A 20846-nucleotide genomic window follows, 5' to 3' on the forward strand; every position below is an offset into this window, starting at 1 on the left:
CGATCAACCGCTTAGCCGTAAACGGGCTCAGAAGTCGTATTTGAACGTGGTCATCAGGTTACGCGGCGCCCCGTAGTTGCCATAGGACGACGCCATGGAGTAGTACTCGCGATCGAAGACGTTGTTGAGGTTGACCGTGGCACTGAGGTTTTCGCTGATGTTGTAGCGCGCCATCAGGTTGACCAGTGCGTAGCTGCCCTGGTCGAAGCTGTGCAGGTCGGTGCCAACCTTGCTTTGCCAGTTGACGCCGCCACCCACGGTGACTTTGTCGAGCACCCCGGGCAGGCGGTAGCTGGTGAAGGTCTTGAGGCTGTGACGCGGATACACCGTGGCGATACGTTCATCCTGGTTGTCGGTGGTCAGGGTGTAAGTGTAGCCCGCCGAAGCCTGCCAGCCTTCGGCCAGCTCGCCGTTGAGCTCCATCTCCAGGCCTTTGGAGGTGGTGTCCTGCTTGGCCTCGTAGACGTTGTCATGCACCCAGATCGCCAGGTTGTCCTGTTCGAGCTTGAACAGCGCCAGGCTCGAGTTCAGCCTGCCGTCGAAATGGCTGCCCTTGACCCCCATCTCGTAACCGATACCTTGCATCGGGTCGAGCGGCTTGTTGTTCTCGTCGGTGACCCAGGAGGCTTGCGGGTTGAAGATCTTGGTATAGCTTGCATACAGCGCCCAGGTTTCATCCAGGTCGTAGACTACCCCGGCATAGGGGATGAACACGCCGGTCTCTTTACGGTTGACCTCGGTCTTTTCACCACCGTACGGGCGATCTTCGGTGTCACGCTTCCAGTCGATCACCCGGCTGCCGAGAATCAGGTTGAGGTCGTCGCTCAGGTGCAGGCGCGAGGTGAGGTAGGCGGCGTACTGGGTTTCTTCCATCGACGATTTGCCGCTGATGGTCCAGTCCGGCTTGGGCTGCTTGCCGTCCCAGTCGAAGATGTTGTCAACCGCAGCCCCAGGGGTGGCGTTGTAGTCGTAGCGCCAGCCGCCCCAGCTCGGTACGTTTTCGTTGTACTTGGACAGGGTCACGCCGCCAATCAGTTCATGCTCGCGACCGAACAGGTTGAATGGGCCGGTCAGGTACAGGTCAAGGTTGTCCTGGCGTGGTGTACCGGAAAAACGCACCGGCAGTTGGGTCAGGCCGCTGCCGTCGGGTTGCAGGTTACCCATGAGAAAGCCGAACACTTCATCGAACTTGTTCTCGGAATGGCTGTACTCGATCTTGCCGCTCCAGCCATTGCCCAGTTGCTGCTCCACCGAGGCGAAGTAGCTGGTCTGTTCGTGGTCGTTGTACGACCAGTCCGGGGCCATGTTGATCGAGCGATTGAGGTTGCTGCGTTCGCCTGTGCTGAAGCGGGTCGGCAGGCCGGTGCGCAGCGGCGAGTCGACGTCGGTGCGCTGGTAGCTGAAGCCCATGGTCAGCAGGGTGTCTTCGCTCAGATCGAGCTCGGTGATGCCATACAACAGTTGGCTCTCCAGCTTATAGCGGTCGATCCAGGCGCCTTCGGTCTTGTAGTCGGCCACCAGGCGGCCACGCACGTTGCCGCTTTCGGTCAGCGGTCCGGAGACGTCGAAGCCTGTGCCATAGCGATCCCAGGTGCCTGCCGAGCCGGTGACGCTGGCCTGGCCTTCGGCGGTCGGGCGCTTGCGGATCAGGTTGATGGTCGCCGACGGGTTACCCATGCCGCTGATCAGGCCGCTGGCGCCGCGCACGATCTCGATACGGTCGTACATCGCCATGCTTTGGGTGTAGTTGTCCATCCGCGTCACGGTCGGCACACCGTCGATCTCGTAGTTCTGGATGACGAAGCCGCGCGAGTAGTAGCTGTCGGTCTCGGCGCCCAGGCCGTCGCGCACGACAATTACCCCCGGGGTCGCTTCAAGGGCATCACTGAGATTGGTCAGGCGCTGGTCATCCAGGCGCTGGCGGGTCATCACGGTCAGCGACTGCGGAGTTTCCTGCGGGGTGAGGTTGAGCCGCGTCGAGCTACTGGAGGAGTAGGTGGTGTACAGCCCGGTGCCTTCGGTGGTGGAGCCCGGGGCCTTGCCGGAAATGCTCACGGCATCCAGTTGCAAGGCGCTGCCCAGTTCCATCGGCAGGTCGATGACGAAGCTGCTGGCGTTGGGTTGGCTCAAGCGCGCGCTGCTGCCAGCAGTCAGTGCCTGCAGCGCCTGGGTCGGGCTCATGCGGCCCTTGACCCCCGGCGATGAGCGCCCGGCCAGCTGGTTGGCGTCGTAGATCACCTGCAGCCCGCTTTGGGCGCTGAATTGGTCCAGGGCATCGGCCAAGGGTTGCGCCGGGATGTTGAAGTCCAGCGCTTGGGCCTGGGCCTGGGCAGATTCGGCGGCCTGCACCGGCAGGCCCAGGGTTACGCTAAACAGGCTGGCGGCAAGAATGGCGCGGGCCAGCGGCAGACGGCTGAATCGGAAATCGCGTGGGTACTGCATGTGTCCTCCCCCAGAGAATACAAACGATAATGCTTCTTATGTGGAGGTGTGACGCAGCAGGCACGGCAATTACCGAATGCGCGCAAAGTTTTTTTTATGGCTCAGCGCACGATGACCCATTGCCCGGCCAGATTGCTCACGTTGAGGTTCTGGGTACGCGCCAGGGCATCGATGGCACTGCCGGCCTGGTCGAGGTTGAAGCTGCCACTGACTCGGCGCCGACCGACTTGTTCGTCGATGTACAGCAGGCGACTGCCCTGGTACTGGGCAAGTTGCTCCAGCACCTGGCGCAATGGCACTTCACGGACCCGCAGTTGCCCTTCGCGCCAGGCCAGCAAGCGTTCGGCATCGACTTTCTCGACCTGGTCCAGGCGACTGCCGCTCAGGGTTACGCGTTCACCGGGGGCAAGCATGCGTTTGTCACCGGCGCTGCTGACCTCGACCTTGCCCTTGAGCAGTACCACTTCATCGTGATCGCGACCGCGGCTGACCGAGAAGCGCGTACCCAATACCTGCACCTGGGCGTCATCGATGTCGACCACGAAGGGCCGACCGTCATGGGTCACTTCAATGAACATCTGCCCTTGCACCAAACGCAGCTTGCGCACCGGTCCGCGCAGGTCGACATCCACCGCACTGGCACTGTCCAGGGTCAGCCGCGAGCCATCGGCCAGCTGGATCTGCCGGCGCTCGCCAACGGCGGTGGCAACATCGCTGTTCAGGCGCTGCAGCAACGGCAGCTGCAGCATGACCAGGCCACTGATCAGCAAGATGCTCGCCGCCACTGCCCAACCGCCCCAGGAGCGCGGCGCGGCGCGGCGTTCGATCTTGTGCAGGCGACGCGCCGGCAGTTCCAGCTGTTGCCAGAACAGCTCGACCTCGGCAAAGGTCCGGGCGTTTTCGGGGGCCTGGCGCCACTGTTCGAAGGCCTGGCGCTCTTCGACGCTGAGGTCGCTGGCACGCAGCCGGGTAAACCAGTCCAGGGCTTGTTGTTCCCGGTCGCCTGGTTCGCTTGGATGAGGTGTGTTGGGCGATGGGTTCATGGCAAGTCAGTCTTGTTTCGGTTATGCAGGGCCGCCGCGGCGCAATGGCTCAGGGCTTTGTTCAGATGACGTTCGACCGCACGGGGGTCCAGCCCAAGGCGTGCGCCGATGTCCTTGTAGCTCAGCTGTTCGACCCGGGCGAGCAAGAACACCTCGCGGGTCGGCGAAGGCAAGCCGTCGATCAGGCGTTCAAGATGGTCAAGGGTATTTCCGGCCACGGCACTGCGCTCGGGTGAGGTTTCGTTGAGCAGTTGCTCCAGCGCCTGCTCGTCATTGATCCCGCGTACCTGGCTGCGCCGAGCATGGTCGATGCTCAGGTTGTTGGCGATGCGGTACAAAAACGCTCGCAAGTTGCCAACCTCGCCACGTTCGCTGTGCATCAGCCGCACAAAGGCATCCTGCAGCAGGTCGCGGGCGGTCTCCCGACAACGTACGCGCCGCGTCAGGAACGCCAGCAGTTCACTGCGGTGATGCTGATAGAGCAGCGCCAGGCTGCGATTGTCCTGGTCGTCGGACATGGCGGATGCGGGTCTCGAATAGGCAGGCAGTGGAGTCGTTGAAAACGCAGGCGATGCTAGCGTTATTGAGAATTATTAACAAGTACGTCAAAAGTACGTTGGTCGAAAAGAATAGTGCGCTTGCTAACGATTTCTGGATAATTGGATCCCGCCTACCGGATGGAAGCTTTTGTCATGGCTGTGAGCACTGCCTCGTCAACGTCATCTGCCAGCACCGCGACTGCCCAGAGCAGCCCGCTGGTGATGCGCATCATTGCTGCCTGCGCCCTGGCGCACCTGATCAACGACCTGATCCAGGCGGTGCTGCCGTCGATCTATCCGCTGCTCAAGGCCAACTATGGCCTGACGTTCACTCAGGTAGGGCTGATCACCTTGACCTTCCAGGTCACCGCCTCGCTGCTGCAGCCCTGGGTAGGCTTCTACACTGACCGCAAACCGATGCCGAACCTGCTGCCGCTGGGCACGCTGTGCACCCTGGTGGGTATTGTCATGCTCGCCTATGTCGGCAGCTTCCCGATGATTCTGCTGGCAGCGGCGCTGGTGGGGATCGGCTCGTCGACCTTCCACCCGGAAACCTCGCGTATCGCCCGGCTGGCCTCCGGCGGGCGTTTTGGTCTGGCTCAGTCGACCTTCCAGGTCGGCGGCAATGCCGGCTCGGCCTTCGGGCCGTTGCTGGCGGCGGCGATCATCATTCCCTTCGGCCAGGGCAATGTGGTGTGGTTCGGCTTGTTCGCAGTCTGCGCCGTGCTGGTCACCTATGGCCTGAGCCGCTGGTACAAGGAGCACCTGAGCCTGTTCAAGGCCAAGCAGGGCCAGCGCGCCACCCACGGGCTGTCCCGCCAGCGGGTGATCGGTGCCTTGGTGGTGCTGGGCCTGCTGGTGTTCTCCAAGTACTTTTACATGGCCAGCTTCACCAGCTATTTCACCTTCTACCTGATCGAGAAATTCGACCTGTCGGTGGCCAGCTCGCAGTTGCACCTGTTCCTGTTTCTTGGCGCGGTGGCCGCCGGGACCTTCTTTGGCGGGCCGATCGGTGACCGAATCGGGCGCAAGGCGGTGATCTGGTTCTCGATACTGGGTGTCGCGCCGTTCACCTTGTTGCTGCCCTATGTCGACCTGTTCTGGACCAGCGTGCTCAGTGTGATCATCGGCTTTATCCTCGCCTCGGCGTTCTCGGCCATTGTCGTCTACGCCCAGGAACTGGTACCGGGCAATGTCGGCATGATCGCCGGGATCTTCTTCGGCCTGATGTTCGGCTTTGGCGGTATTGGTGCAGCGGCGCTGGGCTACCTGGCTGACCTCAAGGGTATCGAGTACGTCTACAGCCTCTGTTCGTACTTGCCGCTGTTCGGCTTGCTGGCGATCCTGCTGCCGTCTACCGGCAAACGCTGAGGTTGCATCAGCGATGCCGATGGGCGCCGCTCATCGGCTGCCCGGTCAGCTCACCGATCAGCGCGGCCAGGCGTTCGGTTTGCGCGCGGTTGAGGCGGTCGCTGCGCAGTACTTGCTCACCAACGCCGAAACTGAATTCCCAGTCCAGGTCCATCAGGTAGTACGCGGTACCGTCAAGCGGGCTGCACCAGGTCGTGTGCGGCGCTTCAATGGCGTCGCCCATGAACTGCATCAAAGTTTCTTCGTCGACCAGGGCGTGCTGGCATTGCCCAGGTAAGGTGAAGTTCTCGCCCGCGCAGACAAACGGCTGGCCGCGCTCGAATTCGAACAGGCGCACGACCTGCGCAAGGTCCACCTCGACCCCAAGGCGCCCGAACAGCTCGGCGCTCGGCCGGTACAGCGGGCTGCACCAGAGGCTGTCATCACAGTCGCAGGTTTCATCCACTGCGCCGTTCGCAGCAGGCTCCAGCCAGTCCAGCGCCAGCAGCTGTCGCTCCAGGGCTTTCCAGTCCGGCGCGGGCAGGTGGCGATAGCGCGGGAATATGAACTGATGATGCTCGGACATGCGCTGATCCTCTTCCATGATGGCGCGAGGGTAGCACAGCGAGATTGACGTCTGGCCCGGGCTTCCCCTAGAGTGCCGTCCTTCCTTTTTGCCTGTAGTCGACCCATGAAGTGCTTTTCCCGTCCATGCGCAATTCAGCCGGCTGTTCTACAAGCCGTTGTGTGCGACTGGCCGTGTGACACGGTGCTCAAGCGTCGGCGCAGCGTCTTGTTCGCCTTTACCTTCTCGCCTCACCGTCACACCTCCTGACCTGGCGGTTGTATGCCCGGCGTTTTGCCGTGGCCGGCATGCCAGTAACCGAATCCTTTACGGTCATGTAGGCGCCTGCGCAGGTGCGATGTCGTGCTTGCGCCGGTGAGTCTGGAGTTGTGATGAATACGCGTTTGTTGCTGGGCTTGTTGTTTGCGGTGTCGGTGGTCGGTTTCAGCCTTGGGGCGAGCTTGCCGTTGGTCTCGCTGCGCTTGCTCGACGCCGGTGCCAGTACTTTGCAGATCGGCATCGTCTCGGCCATTCCGGCGGCGGGGATGATGCTCTCGGCGTTCATGGTCGATGCCTGTTGCCGGCATCTGACCCGGCGCACCATCTACCTGCTGAGTTTTGGGTTGTGCACCCTGAGCATCGGCTTGCTCGAATGGGGCTTCTCTTCGCTCTATTGGCTCGGCCTGCTGCGCCTGTGCCTGGGGATCGGCATGGGCATCGCGATCATCCTCGGTGAGTCGTGGGTCAACGAGCTGAGCCCGGAGCACAACCGCGGCAAGATCATGGCGCTGTACGCCACGGCCTTCACCGGCTTTCAGATGCTCGGCCCGGCGATGCTGGCGCTGCTCGGGGCGCAGAGCACCTGGGTGACCACGGTGGTGACCGGCTGCTACGGCCTGGCGCTGCTGTGCATCGTGCTGACGGTACCCAATGATCATGTCGAGCATGGCGAGGAGGGCGGCAAGAGCTTTTCCCTGGCGGGCTTTTTTCGCGTCGCGCCAGCCTTGTGCATGGGCGTACTGTTCTTCTCGTTCTTCGATGCGGTGATTCTTTCACTGCTGCCGGTGTACGCCACCAACCATGCCTACGCCGTGGGCGTTGCAGCGTTGATGGTGACGGTGATCCTCACGGGCGACATGCTGTTCCAGTTGCCCATCGGCTGGCTGGCCGACCGCTGCGAACGCACCACCGTGCACCTGGTGTGCGGCGTGGTGGCGATGCTGATCGGCCTGGCGCTGCCGTGGCTGATCGGCCTGCAATGGTTGTTGTGGCCAGCTCTGGTGGTGCTCGGCGCCGTGGCGGGCGGGGTCTATACCCTGGCACTGGTGTTGATCGGCCAGCAGTTCAAAGGCCAGGACCTGGTCACCGCCAATGCCAGTGTCGGTTTGCTCTGGGGTGTCGGCAGCCTGCTTGGGCCGCTGATCAGTGGCGCGGCCATGGACGTGGCGCCCCATGGCCTGCCGATGGCGTTGACGGCCATGGCTGCGCTGTTCGTGGTGTTCGCTCGCAGTGCCCGGCGCCGAGCCTTTCGCGCGCAGCGCGCCGATCAGGGCGCGGCGTAGTACAGTTGCCGCTTCAGAAACGCTCGGGAACCATGCGCGAGGTGTAGCGAGTGCTTTTGTAGCGCCCGATCTTGCCGCGTTTGGGCAGCTCGATCTTCTGTTTGTGGGTGATGTCCTCGTAAGGCACCTGTTTGAGCAGGTGGCTGATGATGTTCAGGCGCACCCGTCGCTTGTCCTCGGAAACGGCCACATACCAGGGAGCCCAGGAGGTGTCTGAGGCGGCGAACATGTCATCGCGCGCGCGGGTGTAGTCGTCCCAGCGGGTGAAGGACTTGAGGTCCATCGGCGTCAGTTTCCAGATTTTGCGGCCGTCGGTAATACGCTCTTTCAAGCGCCGTTCCTGCTCCTGAGGGCTGACTTCCAGCCAGTACTTGACGAGCACGATGCCGGATTCGACCAGCATCTTCTCGAACGATGGCGCCACCGAGAGGAACTTGTTGGCCTGCTCTTCGGTGCAGAAACCCATCACCCGTTCCACGCCGGCGCGGTTGTACCAACTGCGGTCGAAGATCACCACCTCCCCGGCCGAGGGCATATGCTGTACGTAGCGCTGGGCGTACATCTGGCTTTTTTCCCGCTCGGTCGGTGCGGGCAACGCCACCACACGAAACACCCGCGGGCTGACGCGTTCAGTGATGGCCTTGATGGTACCGCCCTTGCCAGCACCGTCGCGACCTTCGAAGACGATGCAGACTTTCAGACCCTTGGCCACCACCCACTGCTGCAACTTGACCAGTTCGACGTGCAGGGCTTTGAGCGCTTGCTCGTATTCTTTGCGGGGGAGGCGTTCGCTGTTGCTTTGCTTTTCCTTCTTTTTAGCCATGGACCGATACCTGATCTGTGGGCGAGAGCCGTGTGAATGCGGCCTTGAGTATAGATCTGGGTATTGGCCGGCGTTTGGGCGCAGCGCAGGAAAAGAAAAACCCCTTGAAGCATGGCCTCAAGGGGTTTCGGGCTCATCCGGATCCGGCAGGACCGAGCAGGCGGATCAGACGTTGAAGCGGAAGTGCATCACGTCACCGTCCTTGACGATGTAGTCCTTGCCTTCCAGACGCCATTTGCCGGCTTCTTTCGCGCCGCTTTCACCCTTGTACTGGATGAAGTCGTCATAGGCGACAACTTCGGCACGGATGAAGCCCTTCTCGAAGTCGGTGTGGATCACGCCAGCAGCCTGTGGTGCGGTAGCGCCGACGCGCACGGTCCAGGCACGGACTTCCTGCACGCCGGCAGTGAAGTAGGTCTGCAGGTTGAGCAAGCCGTAGCCTGCGCGGATCACGCGGTTCAGGCCTGGCTCTTCCAGGCCCAGGGCCTCGAGGAACATGTCCTTCTCTTCGCCTTCGTCGAGCTCGGCGATTTCCGCTTCGATCTTGTTGCACACCGGCACCACGACTGCGCCTTCTTCTTCAGCGATGGCGCGCACGGTGTTCAGGTGCGGGTTGTTGTCGAAGCCGTCTTCGGCAACGTTGGCGATGTACATCACCGGCTTGCTGGTCAGCAGGTGGAAGCCGCGAATCACAGCCTTCTCGTCGTCGGCCATGCTCTTCATAAGGCTGCGCGCAGGCTTGCCTTCGGTGAAGTGCGGGATCAGTTTTTCGAGGATGGCTTTCTGCGCCAGAGCGTCCTTGTCACCGCCTTTGGCGTTGCGCGCAACCTTCTGCAGTTGCTTCTCGCAGCTGTCGAGGTCGGCGAAGATCAGTTCCAGGTCGATGATTTCGATATCGCGCTTGGGGTCGACGCTGTTGGAGACGTGAATCACGTTCTCGTCTTCGAAGCAGCGCACCACGTGGGCGATGGCGTCGGTCTCGCGGATGTTGGCGAGGAACTTGTTGCCCAGGCCTTCACCTTTCGAGGCGCCGGCAACCAGGCCGGCGATGTCGACGAATTCCATGGTGGTCGGCAGTACGCGGTTCGGCTTGACGATGGCCGCCAGGGCATCCAGGCGTGCATCGGGCATGGGGACGATGCCGCTGTTCGGCTCGATGGTGCAGAACGGGAAGTTCTCAGCAGCGATGCCGGATTTGGTCAAGGCGTTGAACAGAGTGGACTTGCCGACGTTGGGCAGGCCGACGATGCCGCAATTGAAACCCATGGTGATTCCCTCTTCGAAGAGTCAGGCCTTTTGGCTGTGCAGCTCTCTCATCGCACGCGTCCAGTCGCCGGCGAGGATGTCCGGCAGCACGCCGAGGGCAAAATCGATACTGGCGTCCAGCTTCTCCTGCTCGGCGCGGGGCGCCTTGCCGAGGACGAAACCGGAGACCCTGCTGCTGTCACCCGGGTGGCCGATGCCAAGCCGCAGACGGTGAAAGTCGTTCTGGTTGCCGAGCTGGGCGATGATATCGCGCAGCCCGTTGTGCCCACCGTGGCCGCCGCCCTTCTTGAGCTTGGCGACGCCCGGAGGCAGGTCGAGTTCGTCGTGGGCCACCAGGATGGCATCTGGCGGGATACGGAAAAAATTCGCCAGTGCAGCAACGGCCTGGCCGCTGCGGTTCATGTAGGTGGTCGGAATCAGTAGACGAACGTCGTTGCCCTGATGGCTGAATTTAGCCGTCAGGCCGAAATACTTGCGATCAGCGGTCAGGTTGACGCGCTGTGCGTTGGCAATGCGTTCTACGAAAAGAGCCCCTGCGTTATGCCGGGTCTGTTCGTATTCGGGGCCGGGGTTTCCCAGGCCGACGATCAGTTGGATGGCGGTCACGTCAGGGGCTCTTCCTTGGAGTTGTGAGGCCCCTGTGCTTGACGCATCAGGGGCCCGAGCAACACCTGCGGAGTAACGAATTACTCTGCGGCTGCTTCTGGTGCTACTTTTGGAGCGTGGACGTTGGCAACTGCCAGGTCGTTGCCGTGAGCCAGAGCGACGAACTCAACGCCTTTCGGAGCTTTGAGGTCCGACAGGTGGATGATCGCGCCGACTTCAGCGTTGGCCAGGTCAACTTCGATGAACTCAGGCAGGTCTTTGGCTTCGCAGGAAACTTCGATATCAGCCACTACGTGGGAGATTTCGCCGCCTTTCTTGACCGGGGCTTCTTCGTTGATGAAGTGCACAGGTACTTTGGCGGTCAGTTTCTGGCCAGCAACAACGCGGACGAAGTCAGCGTGCATGATGAACTGCTTGGACGGGTGACGCTGCATCGCTTTGACAACGACGTTTTCTTTCTTGCCGTCGATGTTCAGTTCGATAACGTGGCTGTAGGCAGCTTCGTTTTCGAACAGTTTGGCGATTTCCTTGGCCACGATGGTCAGGGATTGAGCTTCTTTGTCACCACCGTAAACAACGGCAGGGATCTGGGCGGCGAGACGACGCAGGCGGCGGCTCGCACCTTTCCCCAGGTCGGTACGCGCTTGGGCGTTCAGGATGAAATCAGTCATTTTGTATCTCCAAAATAGCCATCTCCCGCAGGCGTTTGCGACCAGCGCCAAACGGGGTGGGCAAAAAAGCCCCGCCCCAACAACCAGTGTTGGGGCGGGGCGCTTTTCGTCAACAAGAGGTTCGCGAGGGAAAACCCTCAGCGGAACATCGCGCTGATCGATTCTTCATTGCTGATGCGGCGGACCGCCTCGGCAACAACCGGTGCGATATCCAGTTGACGGATACGGTCACAGGCTTGTGCTGCAGCGGACAGCGGGATGGTGTTGGTCACCACCAGTGCGTCCAGCACGGAGTTCTCGATATTCTCGATCGCCCGACCCGACAGGACAGGGTGCGTGCAGTAGGCGTAAACCTTGGCAGCGCCGTGTTCTTTCAGGGCCTTGGCCGCGTGGCACAGGGTGCCGGCGGTGTCGACCATGTCGTCGACGAGAATACAGGTACGTCCTTCGACGTCGCCGATGATATGCATCACTTCGGAGTGATTGGCCTTCTCGCGGCGTTTGTCGATGATACCCAGATCAACGCCCAGGGACTTGGCAACAGCACGTGCACGCACGACGCCACCGATGTCCGGGGACACGATCATGAGGTTCTCGAAACGCTGGTCTTCGATGTCATCCACCAGAACGGGGGAGCCGTAGATGTTATCTACCGGAATATCGAAGAAACCCTGGATCTGGTCAGCGTGCAGGTCGACGGTGAGAACACGGTCGATACCTACGACGGTGAGCATGTCAGCGACGACTTTGGCGCTGATAGCTACACGCGCCGAACGCGGACGGCGATCCTGGCGGGCATATCCGAAGTAAGGAATCACGGCAGTGATTCGGGAAGCTGAGGAGCGGCGGAAGGCATCGGCCATCACTACCAGTTCCATCAGGTTATCGTTGGTTGGCGCGCAAGTCGGCTGAATGATGAAAACGTCCTTACCGCGAACATTTTCATTAATCTCAGTGCTGATTTCGCCGTCGGAGAATTTACCGACAGAAACATCACCGAGTGGGATATGCAGCTGACGTACGACACGCCGAGCCAGATCGGGGTTAGCGTTCCCCGTAAAGACCATCATCTTGGACACGCGCAGTACCTGAAGGCTGAGGGTATACCTGGATGAGTATAAGGAAAATGGCAGGGGCGGCTGGATTCGAACCAACGCATGGCAGGATCAAAACCTGCTGCCTTACCGCTTGGCGACGCCCCTGTATCTGTTGCTGCGAGTACCTGGTACTCGGTTCCTAGAGCAGACTCTGCAGCTTTCGGTGCAACATCGAAATGTTGCTTCCTTTGGCTACAAACCCTGTTTGGGTCTCTGCAAGAAGGGCCAAAACTTTATCAGCTTCAGCTTTGTTTGGGAAGGCCCCAAACACACAACTTCCAGTTCCGGTCAGTCGGGCTTCAGTGTATTTGTTTAACAGATACAATGAATTGCGTACCTCTGGGTAACGCTGCTCTACCACCGGTTGGCAGTCATTTCGACTGTTTCCCTTGGGAACGGGGCGCATCTTAAGGGGCAAGGAATCACGTGTCAACTGCGGATCGGAAAAAATTTCTGCTGTGCTAACAAATACTTGCGGGACCAGCACAACATACCAGGGCTCCTCGGGGTCCACTGGGGTGAGCTTCTCGCCCACGCCCTCGGCGAATGCCGCGTGGCCACGGACGAAAACCGGCACGTCGGCGCCCAGGCTCAGGCCCAGCTCGGCCAGTTGGTCTTCGCTCAAGCCCAATTGCCATAAATAGTTGAGGCCCAGCAGGGTAGTGGCGGCGTCGGAGCTGCCACCACCAATGCCGCCGCCCATGGGCAGGATCTTTTTCAGCCAGATATCCACGCCCTTGTCGCAGCCGGTCAGGGCCTTGAGCTTGCGCGCGGCCTTGACGATCAGGTTGCTTTCATGGGGAACGTTGTCGATCTCGCTGTGCAGGCGAACTTCACCGTCTTCGCGCAGGGCAAAGGACAGCTCGTCGGCATGGTCGAGAAACTGGAACAGGGTTTCCAGCTCATGATAGCCATCAGCACGGCGGCCAAGAATGTGCAGCATCAGGTTGAGCTTGGCCGGTGCCGGCAGGGTCAGGGTTGCAGTGTTCATAAATCAGTGGCCCAGTTGCCGAGGTTGCCAGTCCTTGACCACCAGGGTCACGTCGAGGTTTTGCCCGTGCAACTTGATGCGCTCGGGCAACCAGTAGCCGTTCTGTTCGGCGTAGCTCAGGTACTGCACGTCCCAGCCATCTTGCTTGAGGCTGGCCAGGCGGCTGTCGCTGTCGAGGGTCAGCTGGCTCTTGCTGTCAGGGGCAGGCAGGCCGCGAATCCACCAGACCAGATGCGATACCGGCAGTTCCCAGCCCAGTTGTTCTTCGAGCAGGGCTTCGGGGCTTTGCGCTTCGAAGCGCCCCTGGTTGGCGACTTCCAGGGTCACGCCGCCGGGACGTCCGGTCAGGCGTGCAGCACCGCGGCCCAGCGGGCCGGACAGGCGAATATCGTAGTAGTCCTGGCGTTGCAACCAGAACAGGGTGCCGCTGCCGGAGTCTTTCGGCGCGCGGATCCCGACCTTGCCGTTGATCTGCCAGCCATCGAGGGTGCTCAGTTGTTGCTTGTGTTCGCGCCACAGCTGCGGGCTACCCTCACCCCGCAGGGCCTCACGGGAGCCGAAGCCGGCACAGCCGGCAAGCAGGGCGATCAGGCAGAAGGTAATGCAGTGGCGCAAAAACATAGGCTTATAGAGTCTCGGATCCGGTCAGGCGCAGGACGGTCTTGCGCAGGATAGGGCTTTCGGGCTGGGCTTCGAAGCCCTTGGCCCAGACCTGGCGGGCTTCGCGGCGCTTGCCATTGGCCCAGAGCACTTCACCCAGGTGGGCGGCCACTTCATGGTCGGGGAAGCGCTCCAGCGCCTGGCGCAGCAGGCGCTCGGCTTCGTCGAGATTGCCCAGGCGGTAGTTGACCCAGCCGAGGCTGTCGAGCACCGCCGGATCGTCCGGGGTGATCTGGTGCGCCTTGTCGATCAGGGTCTTGGCTTCGGCGTAGCGGCTGGTACGGTCAGCCAGGGTGTAGCCCAGGGCGTTGAGGGCCATGGCGTTTTCCGGCTCGCGGCTGATGATGCTGCGCAGGTCCTTTTCCATCTGGGCCAGGTCGTTGCGTTTTTCCGCAAGCATCGCCCGGGTGTAGAGCAGGTTGAGGTCGTCCGGATACTGTTTGATGGCCTGCTGCAGTACTTGCAGGGCCTGGGCGTCCTTGTCGTTGTTGCCCAGCGCTTCGGCTTCGATCAGGTACAGCTGGATGGCGTAGTCGGGCTGGGCCTCGCGGGCTGCGGCAAGGCGCCGTGAGGCCTCGGCGCTACGGCCGTTGCCGATGAGAATATCGGCCTGACGCAGTTGCGCCGGCAGGTAGTCGTTACCGGGGCCGACCAGGGCGTATTCGTTCAGGGCGCCTTGCGGGTCGTTGCGCTCCTCGAAGATGCGGCCCAGGTTCAGGTGCGCGGCATCGACATGGCTGTCGCGGGCGATCAGCTCTTCGAGGTAGCTGGCACCTTCGTCCCAGTCCTTGGTTTCCAGGCTGACCAGGGCCAGCGAGTAACGCAGCTCGTCGTCATCCGGATACTGCTGGACCAGGCTGACGAACTCGGCCTTGGCATCGGCCAGCCGATCCTGTTCGACCAGCATGCGTGCGTAGGTCAGGCGCAGACGCTTGTCGTCCGGGTACTGGCGAATGGTTTTTTGCAGCAGCGGCAGGGCTTCCTTGCCGCGGTCCAGGCCTTGCAGCAGACGGGCGCGCAGCAGCACCGGGGCAATCTCGCCAGCCTCGGGCGGGTGTTCTTCGAGCAGGTCGAGGGCCGCCTGGGCCTTGCCGTCCTGCTGCAGCAACAGGGCTTTGCCGAACACCAACTGACTGTTGTCGGGATATTTCACCAGCAGGCGATCGAAACTGTTCTGCAGGCCGGCGCGGGTGTCAGCGTCGGTTTCCAGCGCCGACAGGGCGAGGAAATCGAAGTGGGTGTCGCCCTGGCCCTGGAGGACATTCTCCATGAACACCATCGACTCGTCGTAGCGACCACTGCGGGCCAGTTGGATGGCGGCGGCGCGCTGGGCATCGAGGTTGTCCGGATCGTTTTTCGCCCAGATCAGCGAGGTGTCGAGGGCGGCCTGGTCGGCGCCCAGGTATTCGGCAATGCGGTAGGCACGCTCGGAGATACCCGGGTCCTGGGTCTTGATCGCCTGGCTGACATAGTTGTCCAGGGCAATGTCGAAACGGTCGCGCTGGCCGGCCAGCTCGGCGCTCAGCAGGCTGTAGATGGTGTCCTGGCTGAACGACCCATAGACGATGGGCTTGGCCGGTTGCACCGGGACGGCATCTGCAGGCGCCTTGGCATCCGGAGAATTCGGAGCCAGGGTCTGGCAGCCCTGGAGCAAGGCAAGGGCAAGGAGCAACGCGTAGGATCTATTCATAATCGGGATTTGGGCGGCTTACCAGCGGTCGGCTCATCATGACACAAGCGCCGGGGCAAACCCATAAGCGAAGGTCTCGGTAGGGGTAGACTATAGAGACAATAGCGAGCGGTGGTTGTTCTGCGCCCTGCGAAGTAGGACAATTATCGGCTTCTCGTCACAATCAGCGACCTTGCATGGCCTTTCTTGCCCTCGGTATCAACCATAAGACTGCCTCGGTAGACGTACGCGAGCGCGTGGCGTTTACCCCTGAGCAGCTGGTGGACGCCTTGCAGCAGCTCTGCCGACTGACCGCCAGCCGCGAAGCCGCGATCCTTTCGACCTGCAACCGCAGTGAACTTTATATAGAGCAGGACCACCTGGCGGCAGAGAGTGTGCTGCGCTGGCTGGCCGAATATCATCAGCTGAGCCTCGATGAGCTGCGCGCCAGCGCCTACATCCATGAAGATCACGATGCCGTGCGACACATGATGCGGGTGGCCTCGGGCCTGGACTCGCTGGTGCTGGGCGAGCCGCAGATCCTCGGGCAGATGAAGTCGGCCTATGCCGTGGCCCGCGAAGCCGGCACCATTGGCCCGTTGCTCGGACGGCTGTTCCAGGCCACCTTCAGTGCCGCCAAGCAGGTGCGCACGGATACCGCCATCGGTGAAAACCCGGTGTCGGTGGCGTTCGCTGCGGTCAGCCTGGCCAAGCAGATTTTCAGTGACCTTGGTCGTAGCCAGGCGCTGTTGATCGGTGCGGGCGAAACCATCACCCTGGTGGCTCGTCACCTGCACGAGCAAGGCGTACGGCGCATCGTCGTTGCCAACCGGACTCTGGAGCGCGCCAGTATCCTGGCCGAACAGTTCGGTGCCCATGCGGTGCTGTTGGCTGACATCCCCCAGGAGCTGGTCAACAGCGATATCGTCATCAGTTCCACCGCCAGCCAGTTGCCGATCCTGGGCAAGGGTGCGGTGGAGAGCGCCCTGAAGCAGCGTCGGCACAAGCCGATCTTCATGGTCGACATCGCCGTGCCGCGGGATATCGAGCCGCAGGTTGGCGAGCTCGATGACGTTTACCTGTACACCGTCGATGACCTGCACGAAGTGGTCGCCGAGAACCTCAAGAGCCGCCAGGGCGCTGCCCAGGCCGCCGAAGAGCTGGTCTCGGTAGGCGCCGAAGACTTCATGCTGCGCCTGCGTGAGCTGGCTGCAGTGGATGTACTCAAGGCTTACCGTCAGCAGAGCGAACGCCTGCGTGACGAGGAACTGCAAAAGGCCCAGCGTTTACTGGCCAACGGTGCCAGCGCCGATGAAGTGCTGGTGCAACTGGCCCGTGGCCTGACGAATAAGTTGCTGCATGCGCCCAGCGTGCAGCTGAAAAAGCTCTCTGCCGAAGGCCGCCTCGATGCGCTGGCCATGGCCCAGGAACTCTTTGCCCTCTCCGAGGGTTCGACGGATAAAACCCCGCAATGAAAGCGTCGCTGCTCAATAAACTGGATACGCTCCAGGACCGTTTCGAGGAATTGACTGCCCTGCTGGGCGATGCCGAAGTCATTTCCGACCAGACCCGCTTTCGCGCCTATTCCCGTGAATATGCCGAAGTCGAGCCGGTAGCCGTTGCCTATGCCCAGTGGCGCAAGGTTCAGGATGACCTGGCCGGCGCCCAGGCGCTGCTCAAGGACAGCGATCCGGACCTGCGCGAAATGGCCGTGGAAGAGGTGCGTGAGGCGAAGGATCAACTGGCGCTGCTGGAAAACCAGCTGCAGCGCATGTTATTGCCAAAGGACCCCAATGATGGGCGCAACGTGTTCCTGGAAATCCGCGCCGGTACCGGCGGTGACGAAGCGGCGATCTTCTCTGGCGACCTGTTCCGCATGTACTCGCGCTACGCTGAAAAGCGCGGCTGGCGCCTGGAAATTCTCTCGGAGAACGAAGGCGAGCATGGCGGCTACAAGGAAATCATCGCCCGGGTCGAAGGCGACAGCGTGTATGGCAAACTGAAGTTCGAGTCCGGTGCCCACCGCGTTCAGCGTGTACCCGAGACCGAGTCCCAGGGCCGTATCCACACTTCGGCCTGCACCGTGGCGGTGCTGCCGGAGCCGGACGAGCAGGTAGCGATCGAAATCAACCCGGCGGACTTGCGAGTCGACACCTACCGCGCCTCCGGGGCCGGCGGTCAGCACATCAACAAGACCGACTCGGCGATCCGTATCACGCACTTGCCCACCGGCATCGTCGTCGAGTGCCAGGAAGAACGTTCCCAGCACAAGAACCGGGCGCGGGCAATGTCCTGGCTGTCGGCCAAGCTTAACGACATCCAGACCAGCGCGGCGCAGAACGCCATGGCCAGCGAGCGCAAGCTGCTGGTCGGCTCGGGCGATCGTTCCGAGCGAATTCGAACCTACAACTATCCACAGGGGCGGGTGACCGATCACCGTATCAACCTGACCCTGTATTCCCTGGATGACGTTCTGGCCGGGGGAGTCGATGCGGTAATCGAGCCATTGCTGGCCGAGTACCAGGCGGATCAACTGGCGGCACTGGGTGAGTAAATGACGATTATTGCCAGCTTGCTCCGCGGTGCGGAGTTGCCGGATTCGCCGACGGCGCGTCTGGACATCGAACTGCTGTTGGCTGCGGCCATCGGCAAGTCGCGCAGTTACCTGCACACCTGGCCGGAGCGCATTGTCAGCAGTGAAGCTGCGCTGACCTTCGCCGACTACCTGCAGCGCCGCCGCGCTGGCGAGCCGGTGGCCTACATTCTCGGTCAGCAGGGTTTTTGGAAACTCGACCTGGAAGTGGCCCCGCATACCTTGATTCCGCGCCCGGAAACCGAGCTGCTGGTTGAAACCGCCCTGCAGTTGCTGCCGGCCAGCAGAGTCAGTCTGCTCGACCTGGGCACCGGGACTGGCGCGATTGCCCTGGCCCTGGCCAGTGAGCGTCCACAATGGCAGGTCAGCGCCGTCGACCGCGTGCTCGAAGCCGTGGCCCTGGCCGAACGCAACCGCCAGCGCTTGCAACTGGACAACGTCAACGTGCGCAGCAGTCACTGGTTCGACGCCCTGGCTGGCGAGCGCTACGACCTGATCATCAGCAACCCGCCGTACATTGCCGCCGCCGACCCGCACCTGGTGGCCGGTGACGTACGTTTTGAGCCAAGCAGCGCGCTGGTTTCCGGTGAAGACGGCCTGGACGATCTGCGTAGTATTGTCAGCCAGGCACCGGAACACCTGTTGCCTGCTGGCTGGTTGCTGCTCGAGCACGGTTATGACCAGGCCGCTGCCGTGCGCGAACTGCTGGCCAAATATGGTTTCGAGCAGATCGAAAGCCGCCTTGACCTCAACGGTCACGAGCGCATCACCCTGGGGCGGCTGTCGTGCTGAGCGATCAGGAGCTGTTGCGCTACAGCCGGCAGATCCTCCTGGCGCAGGTAGATGTCGCCGGTCAGCTGCGTCTGAAAAACAGCCGGGCGCTGATCGTCGGCCTCGGCGGCCTTGGTTCGCCGGTGGCGCTGTACCTGGCGGCGGCCGGCGTCGGCGAGTTGCACCTGGCCGATTTCGACACAGTGGACGTCACCAACCTGCAGCGCCAGGTTCTGCACGACAGCGCTTCGGTAGGCCTGAGCAAGGTCGATTCTGCGATTGCCCGACTCACGGCGATCAACCCTGAAATCACCCTGATGGCTCATCGCTCGGCCCTCGATGAAGACTCCCTGGCCACTGCCGTCAAGGCCGTCGACCTGGTGCTCGATTGCTCGGACAACTTCGCTACTCGCGAAGCGGTCAATGCCGCCTGCGTCGCCCAGGGCAAACCACTGGTCAGCGGCGCGGCGATTCGCCTGGAAGGGCAACTGTCGGTGTTCGACCCACGTCTTGCGCACAGCCCGTGCTACCACTGCCTGTACGGCCATGGCAGCGAAGCCGAACTGACCTGCAGCGAAGCCGGCGTGCTCGGCCCGCTGGTAGGATTGGTTGGCAGCCTGCAAGCACTGGAGGCGCTCAAGCTGCTGGCCGGCTTTGGTGAGCCGCTGGTAGGGCGTCTGCTATTGATCGATGCCCTGGGTAGCCGCTTCCGTGAACTGCGGGTCAAGCGTGACCCAGGTTGCCGTGTCTGTGGCGGGCAACATGGCTGAAGGTACAGCGGCGCCGGTCGGCGTCTTTGATTCCGGGGTCGGCGGCCTGTCGGTGCTGGCTGAGATTCAGCGCCTGCTGCCCAACGAGTCGCTGTTGTATGTCGGCGATTGCGGGCATATCCCCTATGGCGAGAAGTCGCCGGAATTTATCCGCCAGCGCTGTCGTGTGGTTGCCGAGTTTTTTCGCGAGCAGGGCGCCAAGGCCATGGTCCTGGCGTGTAATACCGCGACCGTGGCGGCAGTGGCTGACCTGCGCGAGCACTATCGGCAATGGCCGCTGGTGGGCATGGAGCCAGCGGTGAAGCCTGCCGCCGCCGCTACCCGCAGTGGTGTTGTCGGTGTGCTGGCCACCACGGGTACCCTGCAAAGTGCCAAGTTCGCCGCCTTGCTCGATCGCTTCGCCAGTGATGTACAGGTCGTCACCCAGCCTTGCCCGGGGCTGGTGGAGTGCATCGAGGCGGGTGACCTGAACAGCCCGGCGGTGCGCGAACTGCTGCAAGGCTATGTAAAACCTTTGCTCGACGCCGGCTGCGACACGCTGATCCTGGGCTGTACCCACTATCCCTTCCTCAAGCCCCTACTGGCGCAAATGATCCCGGCCTCGGTGGCAATTATCGATACCGGGGCCGCCGTTGCCCGGCAATTACAGCGCCTGCTGGGCGAGCGTCAGTTGCTGGCTGCGGGACCGGCGCGCGCGACGCAATTCTGGACCAGTGCCAGCCCTGAACATCTGAGAAACATCCTTCCAATTCTGTGGAATAAATCTGACAGTGTGCGAAGCTTTCCAGTGTAAGAAAGTGTGAAAAGCACTGAACATTGGCTGAACTAACGCAACGCTACCGATTTCTATTTATTGTCTGGTGAGACAACAAACCAACAACAGCATTAAGAAAAAGGACGTTTCTCATGAAGAAACTGCTTTGCTTGGCTGCTCTTGCAGCCGTCACCCTGGGGCAATCTCTTCCAACTCAAGCAGCGGACGTGTCGTTCTCGGTAGGGCAGACCGGCGACTCGACCATGACCTATCGACTGGGCCTGCAATCGAACTGGGATGTCAGTTGGTGGCAAACTAGCGTAGGACGTATTACTGGCTACTGGGATGGTGCCTACACCTACTGGGAGGGTGATGAAACCGCCAGCAATCACAGCCTGTCGTTTTCGCCAGTATTCGTTTACGAGTTTGCCGGCGAGTCAGTCAAACCCTACATCGAAGCCGGTATCGGTGTAGCGGCGTTTTCCAGTACTGAGGTCGAGAGCAACGAACTTGGCTCTTCCTTTCAATTCGAAGACCGCATTGGCTTTGGTTTGCGCTTTGCCGGTGGACATGAAGTGGGCGTGCGCGCCATTCATTACTCCAACGCCGGGTTGCAAACACCCAACGATGGTGTCGAGAGCTACTCATTGCACTACCGCATGTCGCTCTGAGCC

General features: G+C 61.6%; 20 protein-coding genes and 1 tRNA gene. 8 read left to right on the plus strand and 13 right to left on the minus strand.

The genetic code is table 11. The features are described from left to right. Positions 1-27: 27 nt before the first annotated feature. The 3 genes from EXN22_RS05295 to EXN22_RS05305 form a co-directional block, all read right to left on the minus strand. Positions 28-2442, minus strand: coding sequence for a TonB-dependent siderophore receptor (locus EXN22_RS05295; protein ID WP_130263075.1), 2415 nt, complete (start codon positions 2440-2442; stop codon positions 28-30). 101 nt (positions 2443-2543) lie between these two features. After that, entirely contained in the window at positions 2544-3485 is a 942-nt protein-coding gene (locus tag EXN22_RS05300; protein WP_130263076.1) for a FecR family protein, read from the minus strand. Next, positions 3482-4003 carry an RNA polymerase sigma factor gene (locus EXN22_RS05305; RefSeq protein WP_130263077.1) on the minus strand — a complete coding sequence of 174 codons (522 nt, stop codon included), beginning with the start codon at positions 4001-4003 and terminating at the stop codon, positions 3482-3484. Before EXN22_RS05305 ends, EXN22_RS05300 begins: the two co-directional genes overlap by 4 nt. A 174-nt stretch (positions 4004-4177) precedes the next feature. Here EXN22_RS05305 and EXN22_RS05310 point away from each other — a divergent pair, with 174 nt between their 5' ends. Then, complete coding sequence (locus tag EXN22_RS05310) at positions 4178-5395, plus strand: MFS transporter (protein WP_130263078.1); 1218 nt, start codon at positions 4178-4180, stop codon at positions 5393-5395. Positions 5396-5402: 7 nt separating this feature from the next. Here EXN22_RS05310 and EXN22_RS05315 read toward each other — a convergent pair whose 3' ends face one another. Continuing rightward, positions 5403-5960 (minus strand): hypothetical protein, encoded by a 558-nt coding sequence (locus EXN22_RS05315; protein ID WP_130263079.1) that lies wholly within the window; start codon positions 5958-5960, stop codon positions 5403-5405. A 371-nt stretch (positions 5961-6331) separates the two neighbouring features. Between EXN22_RS05315 and EXN22_RS05320 the strand changes: the two genes are divergently transcribed. Beyond that, the gene (locus tag EXN22_RS05320) at positions 6332-7501 is read left to right on the plus strand and encodes an MFS transporter (protein WP_130263080.1); all 1170 of its coding nucleotides are present in this window, start codon (positions 6332-6334) and stop codon (positions 7499-7501) included. A gap of 13 nt (positions 7502-7514) precedes the next feature. Here EXN22_RS05320 and ppk2 read toward each other — a convergent pair whose 3' ends face one another. From ppk2 to EXN22_RS05365, 9 genes are all read right to left on the minus strand, one after another. After that, entirely contained in the window at positions 7515-8324 is an 810-nt protein-coding gene (gene ppk2, locus EXN22_RS05325; protein ID WP_130263081.1) for a polyphosphate kinase 2, read from the minus strand. A gap of 165 nt (positions 8325-8489) precedes the next feature. Beyond that, a complete protein-coding gene (ychF, locus tag EXN22_RS05330; RefSeq protein WP_130263082.1) occupies positions 8490-9590 on the minus strand; it encodes a redox-regulated ATPase YchF in 1101 nt (366 codons plus the stop codon). Between the two features lie 21 nt (positions 9591-9611). After that, positions 9612-10196: an aminoacyl-tRNA hydrolase gene (gene pth / locus EXN22_RS05335; protein ID WP_130263083.1), complete on the minus strand. Its 585-nt coding sequence runs from the start codon at positions 10194-10196 to the stop codon at positions 9612-9614. A gap of 80 nt (positions 10197-10276) precedes the next feature. Then, positions 10277-10867: a 50S ribosomal protein L25/general stress protein Ctc gene (locus tag EXN22_RS05340; RefSeq protein WP_130263084.1), complete on the minus strand. Its 591-nt coding sequence runs from the start codon at positions 10865-10867 to the stop codon at positions 10277-10279. Positions 10868-11004: 137 nt separating this feature from the next. Next, positions 11005-11946 carry a ribose-phosphate pyrophosphokinase gene (locus EXN22_RS05345; protein WP_010225730.1) on the minus strand — a complete coding sequence of 314 codons (942 nt, stop codon included), beginning with the start codon at positions 11944-11946 and terminating at the stop codon, positions 11005-11007. Between the two features lie 48 nt (positions 11947-11994). Continuing rightward, a tRNA-Gln gene (locus EXN22_RS05350) sits at positions 11995-12069 on the minus strand. 34 nt (positions 12070-12103) lie between these two features. Further along, the gene (gene ispE, locus EXN22_RS05355; RefSeq protein WP_130263085.1) at positions 12104-12955 is read right to left on the minus strand and encodes a 4-(cytidine 5'-diphospho)-2-C-methyl-D-erythritol kinase; all 852 of its coding nucleotides are present in this window, start codon (positions 12953-12955) and stop codon (positions 12104-12106) included. Between the two features lie 3 nt (positions 12956-12958). Next, on the minus strand, positions 12959-13576 hold the full coding sequence (gene lolB / locus EXN22_RS05360) for a lipoprotein insertase outer membrane protein LolB (protein ID WP_130263086.1): 618 nt from the start codon (positions 13574-13576) through the stop codon (positions 12959-12961). Between the two features lie 4 nt (positions 13577-13580). After that, positions 13581-15305 carry a tetratricopeptide repeat protein gene (locus EXN22_RS05365; RefSeq protein WP_130263087.1) on the minus strand — a complete coding sequence of 575 codons (1725 nt, stop codon included), beginning with the start codon at positions 15303-15305 and terminating at the stop codon, positions 13581-13583. Between the two features lie 176 nt (positions 15306-15481). Here EXN22_RS05365 and hemA point away from each other — a divergent pair, with 176 nt between their 5' ends. From hemA to EXN22_RS05395, 6 genes are all read left to right on the plus strand, one after another. Then, positions 15482-16759 (plus strand): glutamyl-tRNA reductase, encoded by a 1278-nt coding sequence (gene hemA / locus EXN22_RS05370; protein ID WP_130263088.1) that lies wholly within the window; start codon positions 15482-15484, stop codon positions 16757-16759. Then, positions 16756-17838 (plus strand): peptide chain release factor 1, encoded by a 1083-nt coding sequence (gene prfA, locus EXN22_RS05375; RefSeq protein WP_130263089.1) that lies wholly within the window; start codon positions 16756-16758, stop codon positions 17836-17838. The genes hemA and prfA overlap by 4 nt, the downstream gene beginning before the upstream one ends. Next, positions 17839-18669 (plus strand): peptide chain release factor N(5)-glutamine methyltransferase, encoded by an 831-nt coding sequence (gene prmC / locus EXN22_RS05380; protein WP_130263090.1) that lies wholly within the window; start codon positions 17839-17841, stop codon positions 18667-18669. After that, positions 18663-19418 (plus strand): molybdopterin-synthase adenylyltransferase MoeB, encoded by a 756-nt coding sequence (locus EXN22_RS05385; RefSeq protein ID WP_130263091.1) that lies wholly within the window; start codon positions 18663-18665, stop codon positions 19416-19418. Before prmC ends, EXN22_RS05385 begins: the two co-directional genes overlap by 7 nt. After that, a complete protein-coding gene (murI, locus tag EXN22_RS05390) occupies positions 19411-20211 on the plus strand; it encodes a glutamate racemase (protein WP_130263092.1) in 801 nt (266 codons plus the stop codon). The genes EXN22_RS05385 and murI overlap by 8 nt, the downstream gene beginning before the upstream one ends. A gap of 113 nt (positions 20212-20324) precedes the next feature. After that, on the plus strand, positions 20325-20843 hold the full coding sequence (locus EXN22_RS05395) for an acyloxyacyl hydrolase (RefSeq protein ID WP_130263093.1): 519 nt from the start codon (positions 20325-20327) through the stop codon (positions 20841-20843). Positions 20844-20846: the final 3 nt, after the last annotated feature.

The sequence above is a fragment of the Pseudomonas tructae genome (assembly GCF_004214895.1).
GTDB lineage: Bacteria > Pseudomonadota > Gammaproteobacteria > Pseudomonadales > Pseudomonadaceae > Aquipseudomonas > Aquipseudomonas tructae.